Below are 23,431 nucleotides of genomic sequence, written 5' to 3'. Positions count from 1 at the left end.
TGCTGTCATGCTTTCAAACTATTTAGGTTTTAGCGGTGGTAGCACGATCTCCGGTGGCGGTTCTATTTTTCAGGATATTCTGGAAATTGGAAAAACGGCGGCTGAATGGGATTTGAACAAAAAACAGATGGAACTTTCATCTGCATATAATTCAAATAACTCAATGCCGCCTCCGCCAACGGTGGGCGACACTGCAAATCCAAACTGGATGCAGTCAGACTGGTCAAATCCAACGAAGAAACCTCTTTCATTGGAAAAGATCGGCGTGATCATCGGGATTATTGTTGGTGGTATCGCAATCTTTAAGTTCCTGTCGAAATAAGGGGCTTTGAGATGGAACCTACTGGCGGTGGGGGATGGTCCTTCCAGAATAGTTCAATGGCAGCTGGCCGTGCGGAAAGCTCGAACCGAGGTCAAAATGATATCGGTTCGCGCACATCCGGCGTCTCCATGCCATTCAATTACAAAACAAGTGGTGTCACGACTGAATTAGGCAAAATTGCGATTTTCGCATTGGTTGCCTTTGTCGCGACCTCTTGGCTTAGCAAGGGAAAAAAGAAAAAATGAGTGTTGTTCTTCAACGTGCAAATTGGAATGAAGAAGCGGAACGTAAAATGGCTGAGGCTATTGGAAACGATCCGACCTATTCAATTGCCGATTTGAAAACTGAGGTTGCGCGTGGCAGTACCGTTCTTTTCGCGGTCATTGATATGGCCGTTTCTCCTGCTGAACGTCTTGGATATTGTTGCCTATGGGTTGATCCTGTGGGACAGGCACGTGAGTTGGTTATTCAGGCGGGTGCATCATTGGTAGGCACACGAAACGGCCTGAAACGGGCTATGCCTGCCTTGATCCAAGAAATGAAGAATAAGAATTGCCAGCATATGCGTGCGCACACGTCAAATCGGGCCGTTGGTCGTGCTTTGCGTGCGGCTGGTGCAAAGCTGGCTGAAGAAGTCTACAGGTTCTAATCATGGGTTCTAAGTCTTCAAGTCAATCCAGTTCATCCAACCAGACAACAACAACTTATGACGATGATATCTATGACACTCGTCAGATTTTGGAAAATGGCGGCATTGCTTCAAGTGCGGGTGACGTGATCATTGAAGCGATGGACCCGAACGGGCTGAACCTTGCGCAAGCTTTGGGTGAAGCTTCTATGGATTTATCACGGGATGTCATGACAGCCTCGCGTGATCTGGCAGAAAAACTGTCTATTGAAAGTTTAAAAATTGCAGAAGAAAAGACCGAGAATGACGCCAAGGAAATGGCTGAAATGACGGTTAAAGGGCTTCTTTTTACAGGGGTATCTCTTTTTGCAATGTGGTTATTTTGGGGTAAAGATTAATGGGTGATCGTCGCAATTATCGTGATACGCAAACTTTGCAACCGGGCCAAATTTGGCGCGTTTCAGAAGGTGGGCGTCACTTCATTGTATTGAGCGCAGACGGGCCTTTTGAACAAGGGTTTGGTGGTGAACGGCGTATTCAGTCTGAAAATAAATCAAAACGTAGCCCTGAGGGTGGTTTTGATGAATTTGAGATCAAGAATATCCATACAGCGCCGAATACGATTACGGTTCTTTGTACTGATGATGATTACTACGATGGGCGCACCCTTCTTGATGATTTAGAAATCAAACGGGGCACAACAGCCAAAGGGCGTAAAGTCACAGTATCCAGTGTACCAACTTTGATTTCATCTGGGGCAGGGCGCTTTTCACTGGTGCTTAAGCCTAAGAATAATGCTGAAATCTTTATAGGTGAAAGTGATGTAGATACGACAACAAAGGGCTATCCGATTTCAAGTGAGTTTGTGCTGGATCAAAGTAAAAGCGATATTTATGGGATTGCCGCCACTGGTACGGTTGATGTTTATGTTCTGGAGGAATTCTAAATGTCTGGCTCAACAGGTGGCGGTGTTTCCTATGATGCGGTGGCCCGCCAATTAGCGGCTGAAAACTTCCTACGTCAAATGGTTGATAACGGCTGGTCGATTTCCAAAATGGTCGATGGCTTTGCGGACCAATTTAGCGATGAAATGGGCATGAATACCGGGGCTTGTTCCGGTCATGTCTATTCGGCGGGTAAATACTCTGTGAATAGCGCCTTGGTTAATGTTGCTTCGGCGTCAACAGATGCAAGTAATGCCCCAAGTGGAACCCCTATTTCTCGTTTGTATGACGAGGATATGTCTACGGGGTTTGCTGTAGATGGGATCAATCACTATCTGAATGGGATTTACTTGCAGCAATCCTTTGCGGCTGACAAAGAAATTGTTGAAATGTTTCTGGACCAGACAACAAGCTACGGCAACCAGTATGTGTCTGCTTTTGATGTGGCTTATTCTGATAATGGGACGGACTGGACACAATTTACTCCAAACGTAACAGGTGGGACGGATAAGACTATTTCTTGGTCCAGTGTCGGGGCGCATAAGCATTGGCGCTTAATTCCAACAGGCAACACGTCCCCCGCTGAGGCGAATTGGTACATGGCAGAATGGCGTGTTTTTGAAGCGAATAACCCGGCCTTGGTCCTCCAAGGGGTTGCGCAGGATGCGACTGAAAGCCCATCTACGGCGCGGCTGGTTCTGCTGCATTCTGTCGCACTGGACGGTGTGGTTAAAATCTCACGCGATAATGGCGTCACTTTTGCCAGTGCCTCTACTGTTGAGGCGCAGGGTTCTGCGTGGTTTCCAAATGAAGGGGAATTAAACATTTCAACCTGCGACATTCCTTTTACAGGGGTGGCTGGGACGCAAATCGTTTGGCGCTTTGAGGGAACCGCCGGGGTTTCAAATGAAATTTATGGGGTATGGGTACAATGGCAATAAAACGTATCAAGCCCGGTTCTGATCCGGTGAAAACAAAATGAGTAAGAAAGCGTTGCTGATAGCCGTCGGTGCGGCGGCGCTGATCTTTGGAGCAAGTCAAATGGACAAACAAACAGAATATAAGCCAAACGAACAAATACGCCTGACTATGGCCCGGACTTTATATGGTGAAGCACGCGGGGAAGGCCGTCACGGTATGGAGTGTGTTGCTCAGGTAATTTTAAACCGTGTCAATCGTGGTGGCTGGTGGGGGAATGACATTGCAAGTGTTTGCCTGAAACCATGGCAGTTCTCATGCTGGAATTATAACGATCCAAACCGTTCAAAGATCGAAAAGCTTATGCCAGGGGACAATGATGTTTTTAATCTGGCTTATGAAATTGCTGGTGAAGCCATGGCCGGAACGATGCCGAACCACATCGGATATGATGTTTACCATTATAAGGTCCGTGGCTTGTATGCGAACTGGGCAGTAGGCCATGTGGCAAGTTACACGGCTGGCGGTCATGAATTCTATAAGGGGCTTGCCTAATGCCAGCATTATTTTGGGCAGCAGCAAAAGTAATTGGTTTAGTCGGCTTAGGTGCTGCTGGAACCTATCAGGTTATGAAAGGGCCTGATGATGACCCTGTAACAGCTGATGAACGAAAAGGCGCACGCACAAAATACATCGTTGCCGGGATCGGCGCGGTAGGGGTCTGGGCCTATTTTAAGTTTCGGAGAAAAAAATAATGGGCGCCGTAATTTTACCAGCAAAAAACCCACAACACGGCCTGATTAAAATGATGGCCGCTATCTCCTTTATTTGGTGGCTTCTGGTCAACTGGGGGAAAGACTGATGGATTTTTTAAAACTTATTCAAGCCAGCGGTCATCTGGCTTCTGTGGTAACCGCCGGGATTTTATCTTGGTTACTGCCTGAAATGGTTTCTATGAAAGAACGAATGGCCGTTTTGGAAACTGCTTTAAAATATTTGAAACTTTTAAACTAAGGACAAAGTTATGGATAACGAATTTGTAAAACGTGTGTCAGAACCGTCAACGATCAGCGGTATGGGCGTTGCAGCTTTAGGCGTGGCCCAACTATTTGATAACCCGCAAGTAGCCCAAGGCGTAGAAGTCGCCGTTGATGCCGGGACTTCATTTGCAACAGGTGGCCCACTCTTCGGTGTTGCAACTCTGATTTTCGGTCTTGCTTCCATGTTTATGAAAGAGAAGGGGCGCGGCTAATGGCACGTAAAAAGAAATTCCGCAATAAGTTCTCAGCGGCTCAAAAGATGAATGCACTGGACAAAAACGGCAAACTTAAAAAAGGCTTCAAGTATATGCCAGGTGGTCGTGTGGTGAAGGTTAAAAGCTGACCGTTTTTGACACGGTAATCTCCTAAACTTGAAAGAGCGTTGCTGTAATGGGCAACGCTCTTTTTTTATGCCTCATAGCACCAGTCGGGACCTTTGTCATAGGGTAGGGTCTGTTTATTCCGGTTCTGCCATGTCTTTATGATCTGGCTAATTTCACCTTTGGGCATTTGAAACGTATCTGCCAGCTGTTGACGTGTAAGGCCACCCTTGAAGGCTTTTATAATCCGTTTGTTCACATTGGCAGGACGATCTGCAACGGCTTTCTCAATGGCATTTTCTCCATAGAACCGGAAAAAATCAGCTTTGAATAGTCTCTGATCTACTTGGAAATAGCGTTCACAGTCCTCCAGTGCGTCTTCTAAATCCTGACCGTTCACAATTCGCGTGCGTACTTCTTTGGCAAATCTTTTACAGACTGGAGGACTGGAGGGGTAATCAATGAGTTGTTGAGCGCGTGCGTCAAATTGGTCTGCCATGGCCCGATAATAGGCTGCAAGAATCTGCAACTGTTCAGCGTCGAAAGACGAAAGAGCATTAGAAAATCGAAAATCAAGCTCTTCAAACACAGAAATCACTCCACAATCAAAAAAAAAATTAGCGGCACTTTAAACACCAAAAGTTTTAATTTTTTCTTCTGGTGTAAGTGCCGCATTAAGCTTTTTCAAAGATACTTATTTGAACCACAATCATAACGCGATGGTTGTAAGTTAAAGTAAAATCTCAACAGACAAAGAGAGGGTGGTTTAAGAATGGCGGCGGCGCAAATAGTGATACATTGTCGCATAATATATATTATGTATATTTTTTATATACATAATATATCAATGACTTAGATGGTATTAGATGTGGAATTTAGCATTATTAACCGCCCAATAATAAGAATGGATTTCTTTGATTTTGATACGCAAAAAACAGTTTAACTTTTCTACCCTTGCGATTCAGCCATCTATTTCTCAAACAAACTTCACGTAAATTGATGCTTAGAAAGAAGCTCATTTTCAGCTAAAGAAAACAGAAAAACTCAGAGTGAATTAACTCAATAAAATGCGTTCGCGCTTAAGCGAAAAAACACTCAAACAGCCCCCTATTTTCACCAAGGTGCAGAAATAGAATCACTGAGATGAGTCTAGCAAAACAAGAATCAGGAAGATGAATCTAGAGCGCTTACAGCTCTATTTGCAGCCCATCAAAACATGGGCGCACATGTGACGGTAGCGTCTCTGTCAGCGTCTGATAGTCCAATGCACTACCTAAATGGGTCAAAAACGCCTTCTTAGGGCCTATACGCTCAATCCACCGAAGCGCCTTATCCACGTCTGCATGGGTCGTATGAGGCGTGTCTATGAGCGTTCCTATCACCCAGGTCTTTACCCCTGCCAGCAGCTCAAAGCTCTCAGGAGCCATATTTACGACGTCTGTGGAATAGGCAAAATCACCAATACGATATCCAATGGTCTCGCAATAGCCATGATCCTGCAAAATTGGCATCACAGACAGGTCTTTAACTTCAAACGCAGTTCCCGGCACCACCAGATGCGGGATCAGAACCGGCTTATAAAACATATCTGCACCTTCAGCCAAAGGCTCCAGCACATAGCCAAAACGCTGCTCAATATGATCCAGTGTTTCTTGGTTAAGGTAGATATCAATCGCTTCATTTTGTTGTCGATTGACACTACGCAGATCATCAATGCCATGAAGATGGTCCGCATGCCCATGGGTATAAAGAACCGCGTCAATGCGGCCATAATCCACGCTTAAAAGCTGCTGTCTTAGGTCTGGTGACGTATCCACTAGTAGAGATACATCATGATCCTGAATGAGGATAGAGGGCCGTAAACGGCGGTTTTTGGGGTTTTGAGGATCGCACTTTCCCCAATAAGGCCCGATCCCGGGCACGCCACCTGATGGCCCACATCCCAGGATCGTAATACGCATATCAGCCCCGTTTTGCCTTAGCAAACAGACGGAAGAAATTGTCCGTACTTTGCTGGGTGAACTCTTCCACGCTTACCCCCTTCACTTCTGCCACCTTGGCCGCTGTATGAGCCGTATAAGCAGGCTCATTGCGCTTGCCACGATATGGAATGGGGGATAAATAAGGCGCATCTGTCTCCACCAACAAGCGATCCAGCGGGACATCAGCGATTGCATCACGAAGTTCTTGCGCTTTTTTGAAGGTGACAATACCGGATATAGAGATATAAAGCCCCAGCTCCACCACACGATCTGCAAACTCTTTAGAGGCAGAAAAGCAATGGATAAGCCCAGAAAAAGGCTCTTTCGCCATTTCTTCTTCGATAATCGCCAACGTATCAGCTTCTGCTTCGCGCGTATGGATGATAACGGGTAATCCTAACTCACGCGCAGCTTGGATATGCGTTTTGAATTGAGCTTGTTGAGTTTCACGTGGACTATGTTCATAAAAATAATCCAATCCGGTCTCCCCAAAGCCAATGACCTTGGGATGACTCGCCATTTTTGTCAGGTCTTCAACGCTGACTTCCGGTTCCGTTTCTGCATTATGAGGATGAATCCCCACGGTGCAAAAGATGTTGTCATGCTGCTTGGCAATGTCCAGAACCTGTTCAAAACGGGTCACATAGGTACAGATAGTCACCATGGTTCCAACGCCAGCATCCTTGGCATTGGCAAGAACCTGATCAAAATCATCCTTAAAATCAGGGAAATCGAGATGGCAATGGGTATCAACCAGCATGACAAACAGACTTAGACTTGCGTCAAAGCCCCCTTCTCTTTCGCTTTTTCCAAATCCGTTGACAGCAGCTCTTCCGTCTTGCCATCTGCAAATTCAATCTCAAAAACCGTTTCTTTATTTTTCGGGTTTTGACGCAGTGCTCGTTTGATCAAGAACGTGCCATCTTTCCCTTCATAGGAATTTTCCAGCTCTTCATGATCAATAAAGCGCGGGAAGACCCCTTCCGGCTTTTCAAGGACTGTCCCCGGTTTCAAGGCACCTGCCTCACCACAAGACGCAAATGCGCGATCACTCTCGGCAACTTCCAACAGGCCCAGCATTTTATCCATGCTGGCCGGCATCAACGGTTGCAGCATCAAGGCCACGTTACGAATGGTTTCAGCCAGTACATAAAGCACCGTGCCCATACGTTCCGGATCTTCCTTTTTCAGCTTCCAAGGGGCCTGATGATCCACATAACCATTGGCCGCACGGATCACCAGCCAGATTTTCTCAATAGAATCATTGAAAGACTGAACCTCAATACTTTCACGCACGGTGCCCAACAAGCCATAAGCTTGATTCAACATTTCCTGATCTTCAGCTGTATAAGCCTGTGGTGTCGGGATAGCTTCTTCACAGTTTTTCACGATCATGGACAACACACGCTGGGACAGGTTCCCCAGATCGTTTGCCAGCTCGCCATTCATACGTGAAACCATAGCAGAATGGGCAAAATCCCCATCATTACCAAACGGGACTTCACGCAACATGAAATAACGCACCTGATCCAAGCCGTATTTATTCACTAGATCAATCGGGTCAATCACATTGCCCAATGATTTGGAAATCTTTTGACCTTCGTTCGTCCACCAGCCATGGGCAAACACACGCTTGGGCAAAGGCAGGCCTGCCGCCATCAAAAAGGCCGGCCAGTAAACCGCATGGAAACGCAAAATATCTTTACCCACCATATGGACATCAGCAGGCCAATATTTTTTATATTGTTCCGCTTCCTGATCGGGATAGCCCACAGCCGTCATATAGTTTGTCAGCGCATCCATCCACACATACATAATATGGTCATCGTCACCAGGAACAGGCACACCCCATTTAAAAGTCGTTCTGGAAACGGAAAGGTCTTGCAGCCCACCTTTCACAAAACTGATCACTTCGTTGCGACGTGATTTGGGCAAGATGAAATCCGGATTGTCTTCGTAATATTTCAGCAGTTGATCTTCATAGGCTGAAAGTTTGAAGAAATAGCTGGGTTCTTCCACCCATTCCACTTCCGCACCGGATGCTTTGGCAATACGTGTGCCATCGGGCTTTTTCTCAAGCTCATCTTCCGTATAGAACGCTTCATCGCGAACCGCATACCAACCTTCATAGCCACCCAGATAGATATCGCCCTTTTCCTGCAAGGTTGTCCACAGGGCCTGGCAGGCTTTTTTATGACGCTCTTCCGTTGTGCGGATAAAGTCATCATTGGTATAGCCCATAAATTGAGCCAGATCGCGGAAATTCTGCGACACACCGTCGGTAAAGCTTTGCGGATCAACGCCTTTGGCATTGGCAGACTTTTCCACCTTTTGTCCATGTTCGTCCGTCCCGGTCAGGAACTTTACATCATAGCCATCCAAACGTTTAAAACGGGCCATTACATCACAGGCAAGCGACGTATAGGCATGACCGATATGCGGCTTGTCATTCACATAATAGATCGGCGTTGTGATGTAAAAAGGTGTCGCACCCATGGTTGGGGTCTCCAATATAAAGTCAAACGGTGTGTTTTTTAGGGACTGGCCCCAAGACATTACTTTCTCATTGCGCCTTCAAGCGCGAGAAAAGAATTCAGCAAGGCTTGCTTGCGATCCAGATTGCCGCTGAGTGCCTGATCAAAATGTGATCCCACTTTTGACCAAACATCCATTAATGCATTCACGTCCGCAGATTGCAGCACACGAAGCATCAGCGCATCATCAGCATCATTCAAGCCAAGCCCTGAGGTCTTACCCCGTGCCCCTTGAGAGATCAAGCGTCCTAACCACCAGCATAAGAGGTCACCAAGAGTGCGAAAGGCATCATCGGCCCCTGCCCTTGCCATCTTGTCTGCCAGCTTATGCAAGGCTTCCACGTCTAATTGCGGTAATGTTGAAAGCAGTTTTGTCAGCTGTTGATGTAGGTCCAAGCCGCCTTCTTCATATAAAGATAAAGCGCGACCAAAGCTGCCTTCGGCCAGTTTTGACAGCTCCAAAGCCTCTTGTTCAGACGAATCGGGGCAATGTTGTGCCATCAATTGGACAATCGTTTCATCACTGAGACTATTCAATGTGAGTGTACGACAACGTGAACGGATCGTTGGTAATAGCTTGCCGGGATTATGGGCCAGCAAAATCAACACAGCTTGCGCCGGCGGTTCTTCCAAAACCTTCAACACCGCATTGGCGGAATTGCGGTTCATTTCATCAGCCGCATCAATAATCACCACACGCCAGCCGCCTTCGGCAGATGTTTTCCCAAGAAAAGAACCTACGCCACGCACCCGGTCCACGCCGATCACACCCTTGAAACGATTTTTCTTTTCATCAAATTCGCGTTCAATGGTCATCAGGTCGCCATGGGCACTGGCAGCAATACGGCGATAGATCGGGTCTTCAACATCTACTTGTAGACTATCCGGCTCAGCTGCGGGAAGCGCATCGCCAAACAGGCTATCACCTTCATCGGCCCCACCGGGCTTGCCATGTTTTAAAAGAAAACGGGCAAAACTATAAGCCAATGTTGCCTTACCAATGCCACGTGGCCCAGTAATTAACCAGGCATGATGCATGCGACCGGAGTTATAGCTGTCTAATAGTGTCTTTTCGGCCTCAGAATGACCGAGCAAGACCGTAGAATTACGAGGTGAGGTTTTGTCATCCGTACTCATGACAAAGTGATCTCAAAACGACGGCACAATGCAGTTTGCATATCAGCCTGAATATCTTCGATAGAACGGGTAGCATCAATCACACAACAGCGATCTGTCTCTTTGGCTGCGATTTTCAAAAAGCCTGCACGTAAGTCATGGTGAAACTGAGTGGCCATTTTTTCATAACGGTCTTCCCCGTCCCCACGCCCCAATGCCCGTTCCAGCCCGACTTCAACAGGTAAATCAAGAACAAAAGTCAGGTCCGGGCGAAACCCATCAATGGCAATATCCCATAGCTGATAAAGGGCAGTCATATCCAAGCCATGTCCATAACCTTGATAAGCAATGGTCGAATCTGCATAACGGTCTGAGATCACCCACTTGCCTTCATCTAACGCAGGCCAAATGGTTTTAGCAAAATGATCGCGACGCGCGGCAAAATTCAACAGGGCCTCAGTCATACCGTCCCAACGGCCCGGTTCACCTGTGACCAACAGATTGCGAATTTCTTCGGCACCAATGCTACCACCAGGCTCACGGGTAATCACCACCTCAAGACCTTGGCGTTGAAGGGCTTCTTTTAAAAGACGAACCTGCGTGCTTTTACCAGCCCCCTCGCCGCCTTCAAGGGTAATGAACTTCCCCCGTGTCATTACCCGGTCACACCCCAGATAATGGACTTAAGTGCCGCACCAAGACGACCGACAAAGCCAAGACGTTCTGCATCTTCCGCCGCATAAAGCGGGATAACAATATCTTTTACATCCGGTGCCGTAATGACAACTTTCGCCAGTTCCTGACCTTTTTTCACAGGTGCTGGAATCGGACCGTCATATTGAACGGAAACTTTCATCTTGCGACGGCTTTTGCGTGGTAGGGTCACTTCCACATCCTGATCAATCAACAACGCCACAGACTGCTTATCAGAAAGCCAAAGTTCAGCCTGCGTCACTTCCTCCCCCTTTTTAAAGAGAGAGTAGTTATTGAATTCACGAAACCCCCATTCCATCAGTCGTTCAGATTCACTGGAACGCGCACGAACGCTGTTTAGGCCATTGACCACCAGAATCAAACGACGGCCATCACGTTCTGCTGAAGAAGTCAGTCCATATCCGGCTTCGGATGTATGCCCTGTTTTTAAACCGTCTGCACCCATTGTCTTATAAAGAAGTGGATTGCGGTTGCTTTGACGAATGCCGTTATATTTAAAATTCTTTTCTGCAAAGAACTTATAATATTCGGGAAATTCGGTAATCAAGGCTTCTGCCAGAATAGATAAGTCACGCGGTGTCATACGTTGACCGGGGTCCGGCCAGCCAGTTGCATTGGAAAAAGTGGAATGTTCCATGCCCAGTTCACGGGCTTTTTCCGTCATTTCCACAGCAAAATTCTTCTCAGACCCAGCAACCGCTTCGGCAACAACAATACAGGCATCATTACCAGATTGAATGATAATCCCCTTGATCAGGTCTTCCACACGGACCTTTTGGCGCGGCTCCAGAAACATGGTGGAACTGCCAGAAGCCGCCCCACCTTTGCGCCAAGCACGCTCAGAAACCGTGAATTTGTCATCCAGTGTCAAACGCCCGTCTTTAAGACGCTCAAACACCAAATAGAGAGTCATCAATTTACTCATGGAAGCGGGCGGCATAGACACATCCGGGTTTTTCTCCAACAGGATATGCCCCGTTTTCATGTCAATCATGAAAGCTTCACGCGCTGATGTATCAATCGCGTGAGACGTTGATGCCAGAAGAGATGCAGTAAACGCAGTCGCAAGAAAGGTTGAGCGCAGACCCATTTTAGCCTTTTCCTTTTTCAACAATAATTTTTGCAGATGGATAGCCAGCATTGATGACTTCATTTAAAAGCTGATCAGCCTTATTCACATTTTGTAGCGGGCCGACACGCACACGGAAGAAATCACGCCCGTTCACCAGTACCTGAGACACTTCCACATCCCCAACCGAAGACAAAGCAGCCTTTACCCGGTTGGCATTTTCATAACGTGAAAAGGCCCCTGCCTGAATATACATACGCGTTGGTGTCACGGCATAAGTGCGAATAGAGGTATCTGCCTGCTGGACCTGTTGCGGGTTCGCCCAGGAAGATTGCTGTGGGGCCAGAACAGTTTGCGTTGGTGCAGGCGGTGCGGCTTGCGCCCCGTTTGGCACAGAAAGATTTTGTGCACTCACCATCGGTTTTTGCATCCCGCCTGATTTAATCGGCGCATTGTTACCTGCAACCTGATTAACCAGAGAGTTTTTGAGGGCCAGACTTTGTTCTTTCAAAAGCTCAACACGTACCCGTGCCGTTCCCTGCTTTTCAAAGCCAAGCAATTGTGCGCCACGACGTGACATATCAAGGATACGACCATGTGCAAAAGGTCCGCGATCATTCAGACGAACAACCAGTGAGCGGCCATTTTCCAGATTTGTCACCCGAATGAGAGAGGGCATTGGCAAGGTGCGGTGGGCGGCGCTGACCAGGTTCATATCAAACACTTCGCCATTGGCTGTCGGCTTGCCATGGAATTTCGGGCCATACCAGGATGAAATGCCTGTTTCCACATAATCGTAGTCTTCGGCTGGGTAGTACCAGACCCCTTGGATTTGATAAGGATTGCCGACCTTATAGTGACCACTGACCGCAGGTGCCCCACCAACTTTCTTGGCAGAGGTGGCCAGAAAACGTGTCTCAGCACAACCGCTTAATAAAACAGCTGCCATCATGGCATAAAGGGCGGTGCGCGGACGCAGTAGTTTCTTCATTTCAATAATCCCGGTTTCAAGCATTTGCCTACAATACTGTCCAATTTTGAAAGCTTCAAGTCATCGCTTATTTCAACAGGCCCAAAAGTTCAACACTGGGATGCCCGTCAGCAGGAATTCCATGCTTTTTCTGGAAAGCTTTAATGGCTTTACGTGTACGAGAGCCGGCAATTCCATCAGGTTTTCCAACGCTATAGCCCATCGCATTCAGGCGAGCCTGAATTTTCAGGGTTTGCGCACGGCTTAAAGGGGTTTCTTTATATTGCGGGCTTTGCAATGGGCCTTTCCAAACCAGACGGTCTGCCAGATGCCCAACCGCAATGGCATAAAAGTTTGAGCGATTCCAATCCAGAATCGTTCTGAAATTTTCATAGACCAAGAATGCAGGCCCCTTATAGCCGGCAGGAATTATAAGCGATGCTTTAATATCTGCCTTGGGCAAGGAGTTGCCATCAATATTGACAATGCCAAGTCTTGCCCACTCGCTAATATGCTTTTTCGTTCCCAAGCCTGTCAGATCCAGATTAAAACTTTTCGGAATTTTCACTTCCCGTCCCCAGGTCTCACCCGGTTGCCAGCCTGACTCAGACAAAAAATTCGATGCTGAATAAAAAACATCCGGCAGGCTGTTCCACATATCACGCTTGCCATCTCCATCCCCATCAACGGCATAAGCCTTGTAGGTTGTCGGCATAAATTGACAATAGCCCATGGCCCCTGCCCAGGATGCCTTCACATCATAAGGGATATCACCACGATCCATCACTTCCAAGGCTGTGATCAATTGCTTGGTAAAAAACTCACGACGGCGTTCATCATGGGCCAGCGTGGTCAAAGACTGGATCAATGGAAACACACCTGTGTAATCCCCAAAGTTTGTTTCCAGCCCCCAAAAAGCCACGAGAAAGCGAGGCTGTACACCGTATTTCGCATGCACTTTATTAAAGAGAGCTGCATGTTTTTTCAGCAAGTCACGCCCGCGTTTAATTCGCTTTTCTGAAATACTGTTATTGAGATATTTCCAAAATGTCAGAGAAAATTCCGGCTGACGACGATCCAGTTCCAACACCCGCTTATTAGGTGTCAGGCCCTTAAGCGTCGCATCCAGTGTTTTTTGGGAAATACCTTGTTGCGCAGCTGTCTGGCGGAAGTTTTTCAGCCAGGATTGATAATCTTCTTGAGAATGCGCCGGTAACATTGAACTAAACAACAAAGCCCCTGCTAACGCGCCAGCCTTCAAAAATCTTTTCTTATCAATCATTTGATCCTCATTCATTAAGGTGCCGGGAAAAATGCCGACGTTTTACCTGTCAGATAATAAGCCAAAAGCCCTAACCATTCGTGAAGAGGTGTACGTAATCGGGTTAAACCTTTCCTCAAAAACACTTCAATATCGTAGAGATAATAATTCCCCACCACATAATTGACCGGATAAGGTGTCACATCCCATCCTTGCTTGCGAAAAATCCCCACGGACCTTGGCATATGAGACGCTGATGTCACCAACAACCAAGTTTCCCCTTTTTGAGGTTTCACAAGCTTCTTACTATTAATGACATTTTCAATGGTGTTGCGCGATTGGTTTTCAAAAATCAGCTTCGATGGGTCTGCGACAATTTTTTCTAAATAAGGCTTAATAAGATCAGCTTCTTTCACCTCATTATCCACAAGCTCTGCTGACCCAGATGTAAATAGAACCTTGGCCTTGGGGTATCTTTTTGTCAACTCAGGTAAAACATCAACACGCTCACGGGTTTTCATCAACGAAAGCTGCTGCGTTTTGACCGTCTTCTTTATATTAACAACCCCGCCTAAAACAACAATACCATCAACATGCTGTGGCATTACGTCTGGTTTTGAGAAACGTTGTTCCAAAATATCCAGTAAAAATGTCCCGACAGGCAACACACCGACAATCAAAAAATAGACACAGGATAACAAGCAAAGAGTTTTGCCTATACGTACCCATTTGGTCCATAATAATAAAGTGCCAAATAACAAGCCGATAAATAGCACATTGCCGGGGTCCATAAACCACCACAGAATTTTGGAAAGATAGAAAAACATCAAATATAGTCCGTTATAAAGTCAGCGATATACGCCATGACTTCACGGTTTTGTACACTCTCAGTCTCCAGACTATCCAGAGCCTGCTGACCATGTTTTTCTGAAAAATTCACCCCGATATTGCGTTTGACCAAATCATGTTCAAACTCTTTGGTAAATTCAGGATGGGGCTGAAAGGAAACCGCCGGACCTTGGTAACGAATAGCCGCAATTGGGCAATGATCCGTTGACGCAATCACCCTGCCCTGTGGCGGCAGTTTCACCACTTGATCCTGATGGATGGCATAAAGTTTCAAGCAATTGCCCTCAATCCCGCCAAGGGGTTCAAACAGTGTATATTTTTGAACACCAATCCCCCAGCCAGCCTTGGCCTTTTCCACTTTCCCACCAAGGGCTTGTGCCAAAAGCTGATGGCCAAAACAAATACCAACTAGGGGAATTTGGGCATCATAGGATTTTTTGACAAAAGACTGAAGCCTATGAATCCAGGGTAAATCCTCATAGGCTCCATTTTTAGAACCTGTCACCAACCAGGCATTACATTCTTCAATCGTGTCAGGGAATTCATCTTCAAAAACATGATAGTTTTTATAAGAGAACTCCCGCCCCGCAGCAGTAAACCCACGGTAAAAGAAATCGACATAATCGCCTTCATATTTGCTTCCGATGGTTTCATCATCAAAAGCACCGCAGGTCAACATGCCCAGCCTGATCATTATTTCGTCTCAATCAACCCGGATGTCGGCGAACTAGGATCCGCATATTGCTTCTTGGGCATACGCCCTGCTTTAAATGCCAAACGACCGGATTCCACAGCCAGTTTCATGGCTTGTGCCATGGCAATCGGATCTTTCGCCGCCGCAATCGCTGTATTCATCAGCACACCATCACAGCCCAGTTCCATAGCATAGGCTGCATCCGACGCTGTACCCACACCAGCATCGACCAACACGGGAACCTTGGCATTTTGTTTGATGATCTGAATATTAACCGGGTTCAAAATCCCCAGACCGGAGCCAATCAGTGAGCCCAACGGCATAATCGCCACACAGCCCATATCTTCCAGCTGCTTGGCTGCAATCGGATCATCCGAACAATAGACCATCACCTTAAAACCTTCCTTGATCAGCATTTCAGCGGCCTTCAAGGTTTCCGGCATATTGGGGTAAAGGGTCGCCTGATCGCCCAAAACTTCGAGCTTCACCAAGTCCCAACCACCAGCTTCACGGGCCAGACGCAAGGTGCGCACGGCGTCATCACAGGTAAAACAGCCTGCGGTGTTGGGCAGATAGGTATATTTTTTCGGATCAACATAATCAACCAGCATGGGTTGGCTTGGATCACTGACATTTACACGACGCACAGCGACCGTAACGATTTCAGCCCCACTGGCTTCAATCGCCAATTTGGTTTCGTCGAAATCCTTATATTTACCCGTCCCGACCAACAAGCGGGAATTAAATGTTTGTCCGGCAATTTCAAATGTGTCGCTCATTACTGAGACCCTCCACCAATAAAATGTACGATTTCAAGCTTGTCGCCATCATCCAGCATCTGTGTTGCAAATTCTGATTTCGGGACGATTTCCAAATTGCGTTCTACGGCAACCTTTTTGGGATCGAGCCCAATTTCAACAAGGAATTGTTCTACAGATTGCGTTTGAGAAAGTGTTCTTTCTTCACCATTAACAATGACGTTCATTCTTTATCCATAAGCTTAAAAATTTGCCCGAGTATGTACGAGCCTTTTCTTAAGTGCAAGAGGGCGATTAAAGAAAGATTGCAAGCTGTGCAAGGCATGCTATAAAGCCAGTACTATTTCGCAAACATTTCTAATGATAACGATGTCGAATAAGATTCTCATACTAAATGGTCCTAACCTCAACCTGCTGGGCAAACGTGAACCGGAAATCTACGGTCATGAAACCTTAGCAGATGTTGAACAGTTATGTCTGGCAACAGCACAGGGCGAAGGTGTTGAGATTGATTTTCGCCAATCTAATCATGAAGGCGACCTGATCGACTGGATTCAGGAAGCTCGGGATAATTTTGATGCGATTGTCATTAATCCAGCGGCCTATACACATACATCCGTGGCGATCCACGATGCCTTGCAGGCTGTTGAAAAACCCGTTGTAGAAGTACATCTTTCAAACATTCACAAGCGCGAAGAGTTTCGCCACACGTCTTTTGTATCCAAATCTGCCAATGGGGTCATTTGCGGCCTGGGCACACATGGGTATCAATTGGCGGTGCAAGCTGTTTGTCGCCTCCTTTCAAGTCGCTGATGAAGAGAATCAATTATAATGGCTAAGGATAAATTCAATAGCGAACTGGTTCGCGAACTGGCAGAGCTGCTTAACGATACCGGTCTGACAGAAATCGAATATGGTCAGGATGACTGGCACGTTCGTGTTGCCAAAAACGTTACTGTAAATGCTACTGCTGCCCCTGTTGCGGCAGCACCCGTGGCTGGTGCTGCGGCTGCTCCCGCACAAGATGAGGCTGATGCATCCAACCACCCCGGTGCTGTAACATCACCGATGGTGGGTGTTGCTTACCTGTCCCCGGATCCGGATTCACCAAACTTTGTCAATGTTGGCGATTCCGTCACAGAAGGTCAAACCCTGTGCCTTGTTGAAGCCATGAAGGTTTTCAACCCGATCCACGCCCCGAAAGCAGGTAAGGTTTCCCGCATTCTGGTGAACTCCGGTGCACCTGTGGAATTCGGTGACGCCCTGTTCATTATCGAATAATTGGTTTTGCCCATGTTTGAAAAAGTTCTGATTGCCAACCGTGGTGAAATCGCCCTGCGTATCCATCGTGCCTGTAAGGAAATGGGTATTTCAACAGTGGCTATTCATTCTACAGCCGATGCAGATGCCATGCATGTGCGTTTGGCTGACGAAGCCGTCTGTATCGGCCCTGCTCCCAGCAAAGACAGTTACCTGAATATTCAGGCCATCCTGTCTGCTGCGACGATTACCGGGGCGGATGCCATCCATCCGGGCTATGGATTCCTGTCAGAAAATGCCAATTTTGCCGAAATGGTAGAAGAACACGGCTTTACCTTTATTGGCCCGACACCAGAACATATCCGTCAGATGGGTGATAAAATCACCGCAAAACAGATTGCAGAACAAACAGGCATGCCAATTGTTCCTGGTTCCGCCGGGTCTGTTGATACGGTTGAAGAAGCCCTGAAGATTGGTGAAGAGTTCGGTTACCCGGTTATCGTAAAAGCCACAGCAGGCGGCGGTGGCCGCGGTATGCAGCTTGTACGCAATGCCGACGAAATGGAAGTTAACTGGAAAACAGCCCGTACCGAAGCGCTTGCTGCCTTTGGTAATGCGGACGTTTACATTGAAAAGTTCCTTCAAAAGCCCCGCCATATTGAAATTCAGGTTCTGTGTGATACCCATGGCAATGCGGTTCATGTGGGTGAACGTGATTGTTCCTTGCAACGCCGTAACCAAAAGGTTTTGGAAGAAGCCCCCTCACCTGCCCTGAATGACATACAGCGCAATAAAATCGGTGAAACCGTTGCCGATGCCATGCGTAAGATGAAATATCGTGGCGTGGGCACGGTGGAATTCCTATATGAAGATGGTGAGTTCTTCTTTATTGAGATGAACACACGTTTACAGGTGGAACACCCAATTTCTGAAATGATTTCAGGTCTGGACTTATGCCGGGAACAAATCCGTGTGGCGTCTGGTGCCCCACTAGGCATGACACAAGATGATATCAAATTCCATGGTCATTCCATCGAATGTCGTATCAATGCAGAAGACCCGGAAAACTTCATGCCCTGTCCGGGTAAAATTACCGACTATCATGCCCCAGGTGGCCTGAGTGTACGTGTTGATTCTGCCCTTTACAGCGGTTATTCCGTCCCACCACATTATGACAGCATGATTGCCAAACTGATTGTTCATGGCAATAATCGGAACGAATGTTTGATGCGTCTGCGTCGTGCCCTTGGCGAATATGTCATCGGCGGTATTAAAAGTTCCATCCCTCTTCATCAGAAGCTTCTGGAAAATCAGGACTTCATTAATGGGGATTACGATATCAAATGGCTGGAAAAGTTTGTCGGCCTTGAAGATTAAAAAGACAACCGTCATTTCCAATTCGGAAATGGCGGTTTTTCTTTTTCCCCCTATTCCTTGAATTTATCCAATCATCCCATATATTTATCCTATGGATAGAAGCGAAAGATACGTGATTACGGCAGAAACTTTGCTGCGTGCTTATGCCGCAGGCGTGTTTCCCATGGCTGAAACCCGTGATGCCGAGGACCTCTTTTGGGTCGATCCGGAACTGCGCGGTATTTTCCCGTTGGACGGGATGAAAATTTCAAAAAGCCTTTATAAAACCATCCGACAAAAGAAATTTGATGTACGGTGTGATACGAACTTCCTCGGTGTCATGGAAAAATGTGCTGAAAGCACCGAAACTCGTCCTGACACCTGGATGAATGAAGATGTCTTTCGCCTTTATAACGAACTTTTTCAGATGGGCTGTGCCCATAGCGTAGAATGTTGGGAAGGTGACGAACTTGTCGGCGGGCTGTACGGCGTATCACTGGGGGCAGGCTTCTTTGGGGAAAGTATGTTTTCCAGACGCCCCAATGCCTCTAAAGTCGCCCTGATGCATCTGGTTGCCCGTTTACGCCTGTCTGGTTACAGCTTGCTTGATACCCAATTTGTCACAGAACATTTAGAAACACTGGGGGCCATTGAAATTCCACGTCGGGCCTATCACCTTCTTCTTGATGAAGCCCTGCAAATTCCCGTGCTGACTTTTTATTCAGACCCGATAGAAGATGAACTTGCTTCTGAGTTGGAAGACATGTTCTTACAGTCCAGAACCCAGACGTCATAGACCGGATGCTCCATTGGATTTAACGCTGGGCTGGACGCAAACATCCACCCGCGAAAAACTTCATTTGCAGGCTCCCCAGGCTTCACTTCTGCAATATCAAGAAAGGCTGCACTTTCCGGTGTTTCTGTTGGCGGGCGCTTATCACACGTGCGCGCGACAATTTCCAGATTACCAAATTTAATAAAATCCCCCACACGGGCTTCCAAACGGGAAACTCGCGCCGTTACTTTATCCAAACCTTGTAAAACAACCGTATCATAAGGTTCAGCCAACGCCACGGGGGCAAAAGTCATCGGCAGGCTACAAGCTAGGATAAAGCGTTTTAACATTATTATTGGTCCTCACCACCTGTGGCCAAAAAGATGATTTCACCCACCTGATCTTCAAGAGATTTGAAATCTTTGGTATTTTCCAGTCGGCCACCTGCAGCAACAAAATTCTCACGATCAGCCCCCGGCTCCAAACGCACATATTTACCACCGATCAAACCACCACTGACAACAGAAGCCACCGTATCAGCAGGTAGTTTCAAGTCCGGGCGAATGCTCATGGCAACAACCGCATCATAGGTTTCCGGGTCCAGACGGCTTTCTTGTACCGTACCGATTTTAATCCCGTTCATGCGGACATCACTGCCCTTTTGCAGACCACCAATTTTCAGAAAAGCTGCTTCGACCGTATAGCCCTCAACCGATTTCACTTGTGCTGTGTTCAAAGCAATAAACAGAAACCCGGCAGCGACCAGCAACACCACACCGCCCATGACTGTTTCAACAATATTCTTACCCATCATGATGAACGTTCCTATTCCTGTTTATTGGTCTTGTTGTTGCGCACGTTTGGATTTGCCTTCTGAAATAATCAGTTCCAGCAATTCTTCAACAACGACAGAGCTTTGCGCCATATCAATCACACTGCCATTAACCATCATTTCTTCTTCGCCCCCTGGTTCCAGTTCAATGAACTTTGCCCCGAACAAGCCGTCGGTTTGAATCGCTGCCGAGGTATCCAGTGGCAGTTTCACATCTTTATGAATCCCCATAGTGACAACAGCGCGGTAATTCTGGTCTAAATCCGCCTTCATCACCTGACCGATCAGTACTCCACCCATACGGACTTCGGCCTCTTCTGCCAAGCCATCAATCCGGCCAAAGGTTGCAGAAACCTGATAGATGCTTTCATCCACTGCGCTATCAGCGCCACCGTAGGAAGCAAAAATTGCAATAACCAAGGCCAAGAACGTCAGCCCGCCTACAATTTTTTCCCTGCGCGATGAATATGTCACACAAACCTCCTACTCATAAAAAGGGGCGCCTGAAAAAGCGCCCGCCGATTTTAGGGTCAAACCTGTGAAAGTTCAAACCCTTATTCTGGTTGCCAAGCCTCATAATCCCCTGTCGCAGCCGCACGCTTACCGCCATGACGTGCATCCCCCTGAGGGTAATAGGCATTTTCAGTTCCCGTCAGGTTCGGCACATGCTCTTTCTGCCATTGCTTGGCCTGTGTTGCTTCTTCGGTCAGCGGGTCATCTACAGTGTGATGTAACCAGGCGTGCCATTCTGCCGGGACTTTTGACCCTTCAGCAATACCTTTATACACAACCCAGCGACGTTCCCGGCCCTGAAGCTTCTTTTTATTGTGATAATATTTATTCCCGAATTCGTCGGTCCCCACCAACGTACCATTCAACCAAGTATAAAGTCGGGTTCCGATTGTCATATCACATCCCCTTGTAAAGCTGTAAAAGCACGCGAGAAATTACCCTTATATTTTTAGTCGATCACGCCTGTTTCTTCAAGTGTTACGAGGTTGGAAAGCTTCCTTTGATCAGCATTTTCTCCATTTCCTCCGCCGGAACCGGCTTGCTGAAAAAGAACCCTTGAGCAAAATCACATCCCTTGTTACGCAGATATTCATATTGCTGGCGGGTCTCAATCCCTTCGGCAACCGTCTTCAATCCCAACGCACGGGCCAATTGAATAATCGCATCGACAATTGCGCCGTCACGCTCATTTTCAGTCACCTCATGAATGAAGGCCCTGTCAATTTTCAGCTTGGAAATTGGCAGACGCTTCAAATAGGACAAGGAAGAATACCCTGTCCCAAAATCATCAATAGATGCCGTGACCCCAAACTCGCGTAAGTCATTCAGGGTCCGAATAGCAGAATCCGGCTCTTCCATCACAGAGCTTTCCGTTAATTCCAACTCAACCAGTTCTGGTGGCATACCTGTTTCCTGAAGGACCCGGTTCATCAATAATAACAAACGTTCTGGCTGGGCAAATTGACGCCAGGAAATATTCACCGCCAACGGAATGGGCTTGAGCCCGTCATCCAGCCATTTTTTCGCCGTCGCACATGTGCTATAAAGAATTTGATGGCAAATCTCACCAATAAGACCAGCCTCTTCAGCCACCGGGATAAACTCCCCCGGCCCCACAAGGCCCAGTCTTGGATGCTTCCAACGGGCCAAAGCTTCCATCGCCGCAATTTCCCCAGTCTGGATATTGACCAAAGGTTGGAAAAAGGGAACAAACTCCTTATTGGAAATTGCCTTTCTCAAACGGTTTTCATAAGCCAAAACCCGCAAGGCCCGCGTATTCATTTCTTCGACATAGAAACGATAGCCCCCCGGTGATGTCAAATGCGCCCGGCGCATGGCCGTATCCGCATTCATCATAAGGGCATCTGCATCCTCACCGTCCCTATAAGCAATACTGATCCCCAGACTGACACTGATATCCAGCTGACGTGCCCCAATATCAAAAGGAATTTTCAATGCCTCCAGGATCTTGTTGGAAATATTCGCCACCTCTTGGTCACTGTCAAAACCTTCCCAGACGATACAGAAGTTTTCAGCACGTGGGTGGGCCAAGAATGTCCCGTGAGGCAACATTTTTTGCAGGTGTTCAGCAACCGTAATCACCAAACGATTGGCTGTTTCCATCCCCAAAGTATCATTGACCAGATCAAGCCGATCAATTGCAAGGGCCAAGACAGCAAAAGACGTTTCAACAGGCTGTGCAAACAAGCCATTGAGATATTCTTCCATTGCCAAGCGATTGGGTAATTTGGTGGTTTCATCATGATAAGCCAGATAATGCAGGCGCTCATCCAGCATATGCTGCCCACTCACATCAATAGCCGCGCCGTCCCAAACAGTTTTATCCTCGTTCATTTCATGAATATTGGCAAATACACGCACCCACACTTTATTCAGTGCGCTGACATTCAGGCATATTTCTTCATCAATAGGGGTTTGCTTTTTAATGGATCGGCTCAGGCAACGCATCAGCCTGAATTTATCCTGTGTACTTAAAAGACCTAAAAAGCCATTCTGATTTGCCAGCAACCCTTCACTGTCTGCCCCCATCAGTGCTGCTGAGCCCGCATTGATATATGGAAAGGAAATGGTGCCATCACTGCTACGTTCCAAACGAAACAACGTCACCGGGAGATTGCCCATCATCTCTCCAAGGCGATTTTCAGATGTTTTTAATGCGTCCTGCAACACATTAATCTGCTTTTTTAAATCGGAAACTGATTCACTTCCCCCAAAATCAGCATCTCCGCTATATGTTCCAGACACCATATCCCGTTTTTCTTATATTTAATTTTCTCTCTCATTCAAGAGAGAGCGCCACCATACCACAGCTTTTACAGTCAGCCCTGAGTTTTCTATTTTATTTTCTATTCAATTTTACAGCACAAAGCTAGTGAAAACATTGGTTTTCTGCACTTTAGTATCGTTTAATTCGCGATAAAGATGCTTTGGTTCAAGGTGCGATTCTGGAGGGTTCCCCCTCTTCGCTTTGCCTATTTTTTAAGCATAACTTCCCTCATTTTTCGATTCTCTACAGGGTTTTCCTATATTTTGTGCAGGCGCAATACAGACCACCA

The 23,431-nt window shown here is 47.0% G+C and carries 31 protein-coding genes and 1 pseudogene; 15 read left to right on the top strand and 17 right to left on the bottom strand.

The annotated features are described in order from the left end of the window. Positions 1–7: 7 nt before the first annotated feature. The 11 genes from E4K71_RS05885 (at position 8) to E4K71_RS18550 (ending at position 4,195) form a co-directional block, all read left to right on the top strand. Positions 8–322, top strand: a complete 315-nt coding sequence (locus E4K71_RS05885) for a hypothetical protein (protein WP_135077680.1) — start codon at positions 8–10, stop codon at positions 320–322. A gap of 11 nt (positions 323–333) precedes the next feature. Next, positions 334–567, top strand: a complete 234-nt coding sequence (locus E4K71_RS05880; protein ID WP_135077678.1) for a hypothetical protein — start codon at positions 334–336, stop codon at positions 565–567. Then, entirely contained in the window at positions 564–971 is a 408-nt protein-coding gene (locus E4K71_RS05875; protein WP_135077676.1) for a hypothetical protein, read from the top strand. Before E4K71_RS05880 ends, E4K71_RS05875 begins: the two co-directional genes overlap by 4 nt. A 2-nt stretch (positions 972–973) precedes the next feature. Next, a complete protein-coding gene (locus E4K71_RS05870) occupies positions 974–1,348 on the top strand; it encodes a hypothetical protein (RefSeq protein ID WP_135077674.1) in 375 nt (124 codons plus the stop codon). Continuing rightward, entirely contained in the window at positions 1,348–1,896 is a 549-nt protein-coding gene (locus tag E4K71_RS05865; protein WP_135077672.1) for a hypothetical protein, read from the top strand. Before E4K71_RS05870 ends, E4K71_RS05865 begins: the two co-directional genes overlap by 1 nt. Further along, on the top strand, positions 1,897–2,835 hold the full coding sequence (locus tag E4K71_RS05860) for a discoidin domain-containing protein (protein WP_135077670.1): 939 nt from the start codon (positions 1,897–1,899) through the stop codon (positions 2,833–2,835). A gap of 37 nt (positions 2,836–2,872) precedes the next feature. Continuing rightward, positions 2,873–3,367 carry a cell wall hydrolase gene (locus E4K71_RS05855; protein ID WP_135077668.1) on the top strand — a complete coding sequence of 165 codons (495 nt, stop codon included), beginning with the start codon at positions 2,873–2,875 and terminating at the stop codon, positions 3,365–3,367. After that, on the top strand, positions 3,367–3,567 hold the full coding sequence (locus E4K71_RS05850) for a hypothetical protein (protein WP_135077666.1): 201 nt from the start codon (positions 3,367–3,369) through the stop codon (positions 3,565–3,567). Before E4K71_RS05855 ends, E4K71_RS05850 begins: the two co-directional genes overlap by 1 nt. A 106-nt stretch (positions 3,568–3,673) precedes the next feature. Then, entirely contained in the window at positions 3,674–3,826 is a 153-nt protein-coding gene (locus E4K71_RS18160; protein WP_167730312.1) for a hypothetical protein, read from the top strand. Positions 3,827–3,836: 10 nt separating this feature from the next. Continuing rightward, positions 3,837–4,064 carry a hypothetical protein gene (locus tag E4K71_RS05845; protein WP_135077664.1) on the top strand — a complete coding sequence of 76 codons (228 nt, stop codon included), beginning with the start codon at positions 3,837–3,839 and terminating at the stop codon, positions 4,062–4,064. Further along, entirely contained in the window at positions 4,064–4,195 is a 132-nt protein-coding gene (locus E4K71_RS18550) for a hypothetical protein (RefSeq protein ID WP_276321854.1), read from the top strand. Before E4K71_RS05845 ends, E4K71_RS18550 begins: the two co-directional genes overlap by 1 nt. A 65-nt stretch (positions 4,196–4,260) precedes the next feature. Here the strand turns inward: E4K71_RS18550 and E4K71_RS05840 are convergent, their stop codons facing one another. The 12 genes and pseudogenes from E4K71_RS05840 to thiS all read right to left on the bottom strand — a co-directional run bounded on the left by E4K71_RS05840 (position 4,261) and on the right by thiS (position 16,346). Continuing rightward, the gene (locus E4K71_RS05840) at positions 4,261–4,761 is read right to left on the bottom strand and encodes a hypothetical protein (protein WP_135077662.1); all 501 of its coding nucleotides are present in this window, start codon (positions 4,759–4,761) and stop codon (positions 4,261–4,263) included. Between the two features lie 598 nt (positions 4,762–5,359). After that, the gene (locus E4K71_RS05835; protein WP_135077660.1) at positions 5,360–6,133 is read right to left on the bottom strand and encodes an MBL fold metallo-hydrolase; all 774 of its coding nucleotides are present in this window, start codon (positions 6,131–6,133) and stop codon (positions 5,360–5,362) included. 1 nt (position 6,134) lies between these two features. Next, on the bottom strand, positions 6,135–6,914 hold the full coding sequence (locus E4K71_RS05830; RefSeq protein ID WP_135077658.1) for a TatD family hydrolase: 780 nt from the start codon (positions 6,912–6,914) through the stop codon (positions 6,135–6,137). Between the two features lie 11 nt (positions 6,915–6,925). Then, the gene (metG, locus tag E4K71_RS05825) at positions 6,926–8,650 is read right to left on the bottom strand and encodes a methionine--tRNA ligase (protein WP_135081990.1); all 1,725 of its coding nucleotides are present in this window, start codon (positions 8,648–8,650) and stop codon (positions 6,926–6,928) included. Between the two features lie 59 nt (positions 8,651–8,709). After that, positions 8,710–9,825: a DNA polymerase III subunit delta' gene (locus tag E4K71_RS05820; RefSeq protein WP_135077656.1), complete on the bottom strand. Its 1,116-nt coding sequence runs from the start codon at positions 9,823–9,825 to the stop codon at positions 8,710–8,712. Further along, positions 9,822–10,460: a dTMP kinase gene (tmk, locus tag E4K71_RS05815; RefSeq protein WP_135077654.1), complete on the bottom strand. Its 639-nt coding sequence runs from the start codon at positions 10,458–10,460 to the stop codon at positions 9,822–9,824. Before tmk ends, E4K71_RS05820 begins: the two co-directional genes overlap by 4 nt. Continuing rightward, positions 10,460–11,659 carry a D-alanyl-D-alanine carboxypeptidase family protein gene (locus tag E4K71_RS05810; protein WP_240796876.1) on the bottom strand — a complete coding sequence of 400 codons (1,200 nt, stop codon included), beginning with the start codon at positions 11,657–11,659 and terminating at the stop codon, positions 10,460–10,462. The genes tmk and E4K71_RS05810 overlap by 1 nt, the downstream gene beginning before the upstream one ends. Continuing rightward, positions 11,610–12,578, bottom strand: coding sequence for a septal ring lytic transglycosylase RlpA family protein (locus E4K71_RS05805; protein WP_206201960.1), 969 nt, complete (start codon positions 12,576–12,578; stop codon positions 11,610–11,612). Before E4K71_RS05805 ends, E4K71_RS05810 begins: the two co-directional genes overlap by 50 nt. 67 nt (positions 12,579–12,645) lie before the next feature. Then, complete coding sequence (locus E4K71_RS05800) at positions 12,646–13,839, bottom strand: lytic murein transglycosylase (protein WP_167730308.1); 1,194 nt, start codon at positions 13,837–13,839, stop codon at positions 12,646–12,648. Between the two features lie 14 nt (positions 13,840–13,853). Further along, a complete protein-coding gene (locus tag E4K71_RS05795) occupies positions 13,854–14,609 on the bottom strand; it encodes a YdcF family protein (RefSeq protein WP_167730306.1) in 756 nt (251 codons plus the stop codon). 35 nt (positions 14,610–14,644) lie between these two features. Further along, the gene (locus E4K71_RS05790) at positions 14,645–15,361 is read right to left on the bottom strand and encodes a type 1 glutamine amidotransferase (protein WP_135077648.1); all 717 of its coding nucleotides are present in this window, start codon (positions 15,359–15,361) and stop codon (positions 14,645–14,647) included. Then, positions 15,361–16,346: pseudogene (gene thiS / locus E4K71_RS05785) on the bottom strand (sulfur carrier protein ThiS). The gene E4K71_RS05790 and the pseudogene thiS overlap by 1 nt, the downstream one beginning before the upstream one ends. A gap of 142 nt (positions 16,347–16,488) precedes the next feature. Between thiS and aroQ the strand changes: the two are divergent. The 4 genes from aroQ (at position 16,489) to aat (ending at position 19,531) form a co-directional block, all read left to right on the top strand. Next, positions 16,489–16,932 (top strand): type II 3-dehydroquinate dehydratase, encoded by a 444-nt coding sequence (aroQ, locus tag E4K71_RS05775; protein WP_135077642.1) that lies wholly within the window; start codon positions 16,489–16,491, stop codon positions 16,930–16,932. 18 nt (positions 16,933–16,950) lie between these two features. Next, positions 16,951–17,400 (top strand): acetyl-CoA carboxylase biotin carboxyl carrier protein, encoded by a 450-nt coding sequence (accB, locus tag E4K71_RS05770; RefSeq protein ID WP_135077640.1) that lies wholly within the window; start codon positions 16,951–16,953, stop codon positions 17,398–17,400. Between the two features lie 12 nt (positions 17,401–17,412). After that, a complete protein-coding gene (gene accC, locus E4K71_RS05765) occupies positions 17,413–18,756 on the top strand; it encodes an acetyl-CoA carboxylase biotin carboxylase subunit (protein ID WP_135077638.1) in 1,344 nt (447 codons plus the stop codon). Between the two features lie 91 nt (positions 18,757–18,847). Continuing rightward, positions 18,848–19,531: a leucyl/phenylalanyl-tRNA--protein transferase gene (aat, locus tag E4K71_RS05760; protein ID WP_135077636.1), complete on the top strand. Its 684-nt coding sequence runs from the start codon at positions 18,848–18,850 to the stop codon at positions 19,529–19,531. On the opposite strand, the gene E4K71_RS05755 is transcribed toward aat, so the two are convergent. From E4K71_RS05755 to E4K71_RS05735, 5 genes are all read right to left on the bottom strand, one after another. Next, positions 19,453–19,860: a DUF2155 domain-containing protein gene (locus E4K71_RS05755; RefSeq protein WP_135077634.1), complete on the bottom strand. Its 408-nt coding sequence runs from the start codon at positions 19,858–19,860 to the stop codon at positions 19,453–19,455. The two genes, aat and E4K71_RS05755, sit on opposite strands and share 79 nt — an antisense overlap. Positions 19,861–19,862: 2 nt before the next feature. Further along, positions 19,863–20,324, bottom strand: a complete 462-nt coding sequence (locus tag E4K71_RS05750) for an outer membrane lipid asymmetry maintenance protein MlaD (protein ID WP_346504513.1) — start codon at positions 20,322–20,324, stop codon at positions 19,863–19,865. Positions 20,325–20,345: 21 nt separating this feature from the next. Beyond that, entirely contained in the window at positions 20,346–20,816 is a 471-nt protein-coding gene (locus E4K71_RS05745) for an MlaD family protein (protein WP_135077632.1), read from the bottom strand. Between the two features lie 80 nt (positions 20,817–20,896). Beyond that, positions 20,897–21,250 carry an NADH:ubiquinone oxidoreductase subunit NDUFA12 gene (locus E4K71_RS05740; RefSeq protein ID WP_135077630.1) on the bottom strand — a complete coding sequence of 118 codons (354 nt, stop codon included), beginning with the start codon at positions 21,248–21,250 and terminating at the stop codon, positions 20,897–20,899. A gap of 82 nt (positions 21,251–21,332) precedes the next feature. Further along, the gene (locus tag E4K71_RS05735) at positions 21,333–23,123 is read right to left on the bottom strand and encodes a bifunctional diguanylate cyclase/phosphodiesterase (RefSeq protein ID WP_135077628.1); all 1,791 of its coding nucleotides are present in this window, start codon (positions 23,121–23,123) and stop codon (positions 21,333–21,335) included. Between the last annotated feature and the right edge of the window lie 308 nt (positions 23,124–23,431).

Origin of the sequence: Terasakiella sp. SH-1 (genome assembly GCF_004564135.1) — a bacterium.
Classification (GTDB): domain Bacteria; phylum Pseudomonadota; class Alphaproteobacteria; order Rhodospirillales; family Terasakiellaceae; genus Terasakiella.
The sequence above is the reverse complement of the archived record's forward strand: the minus strand, read 5'-3'. Positions and strand labels throughout refer to the sequence as shown.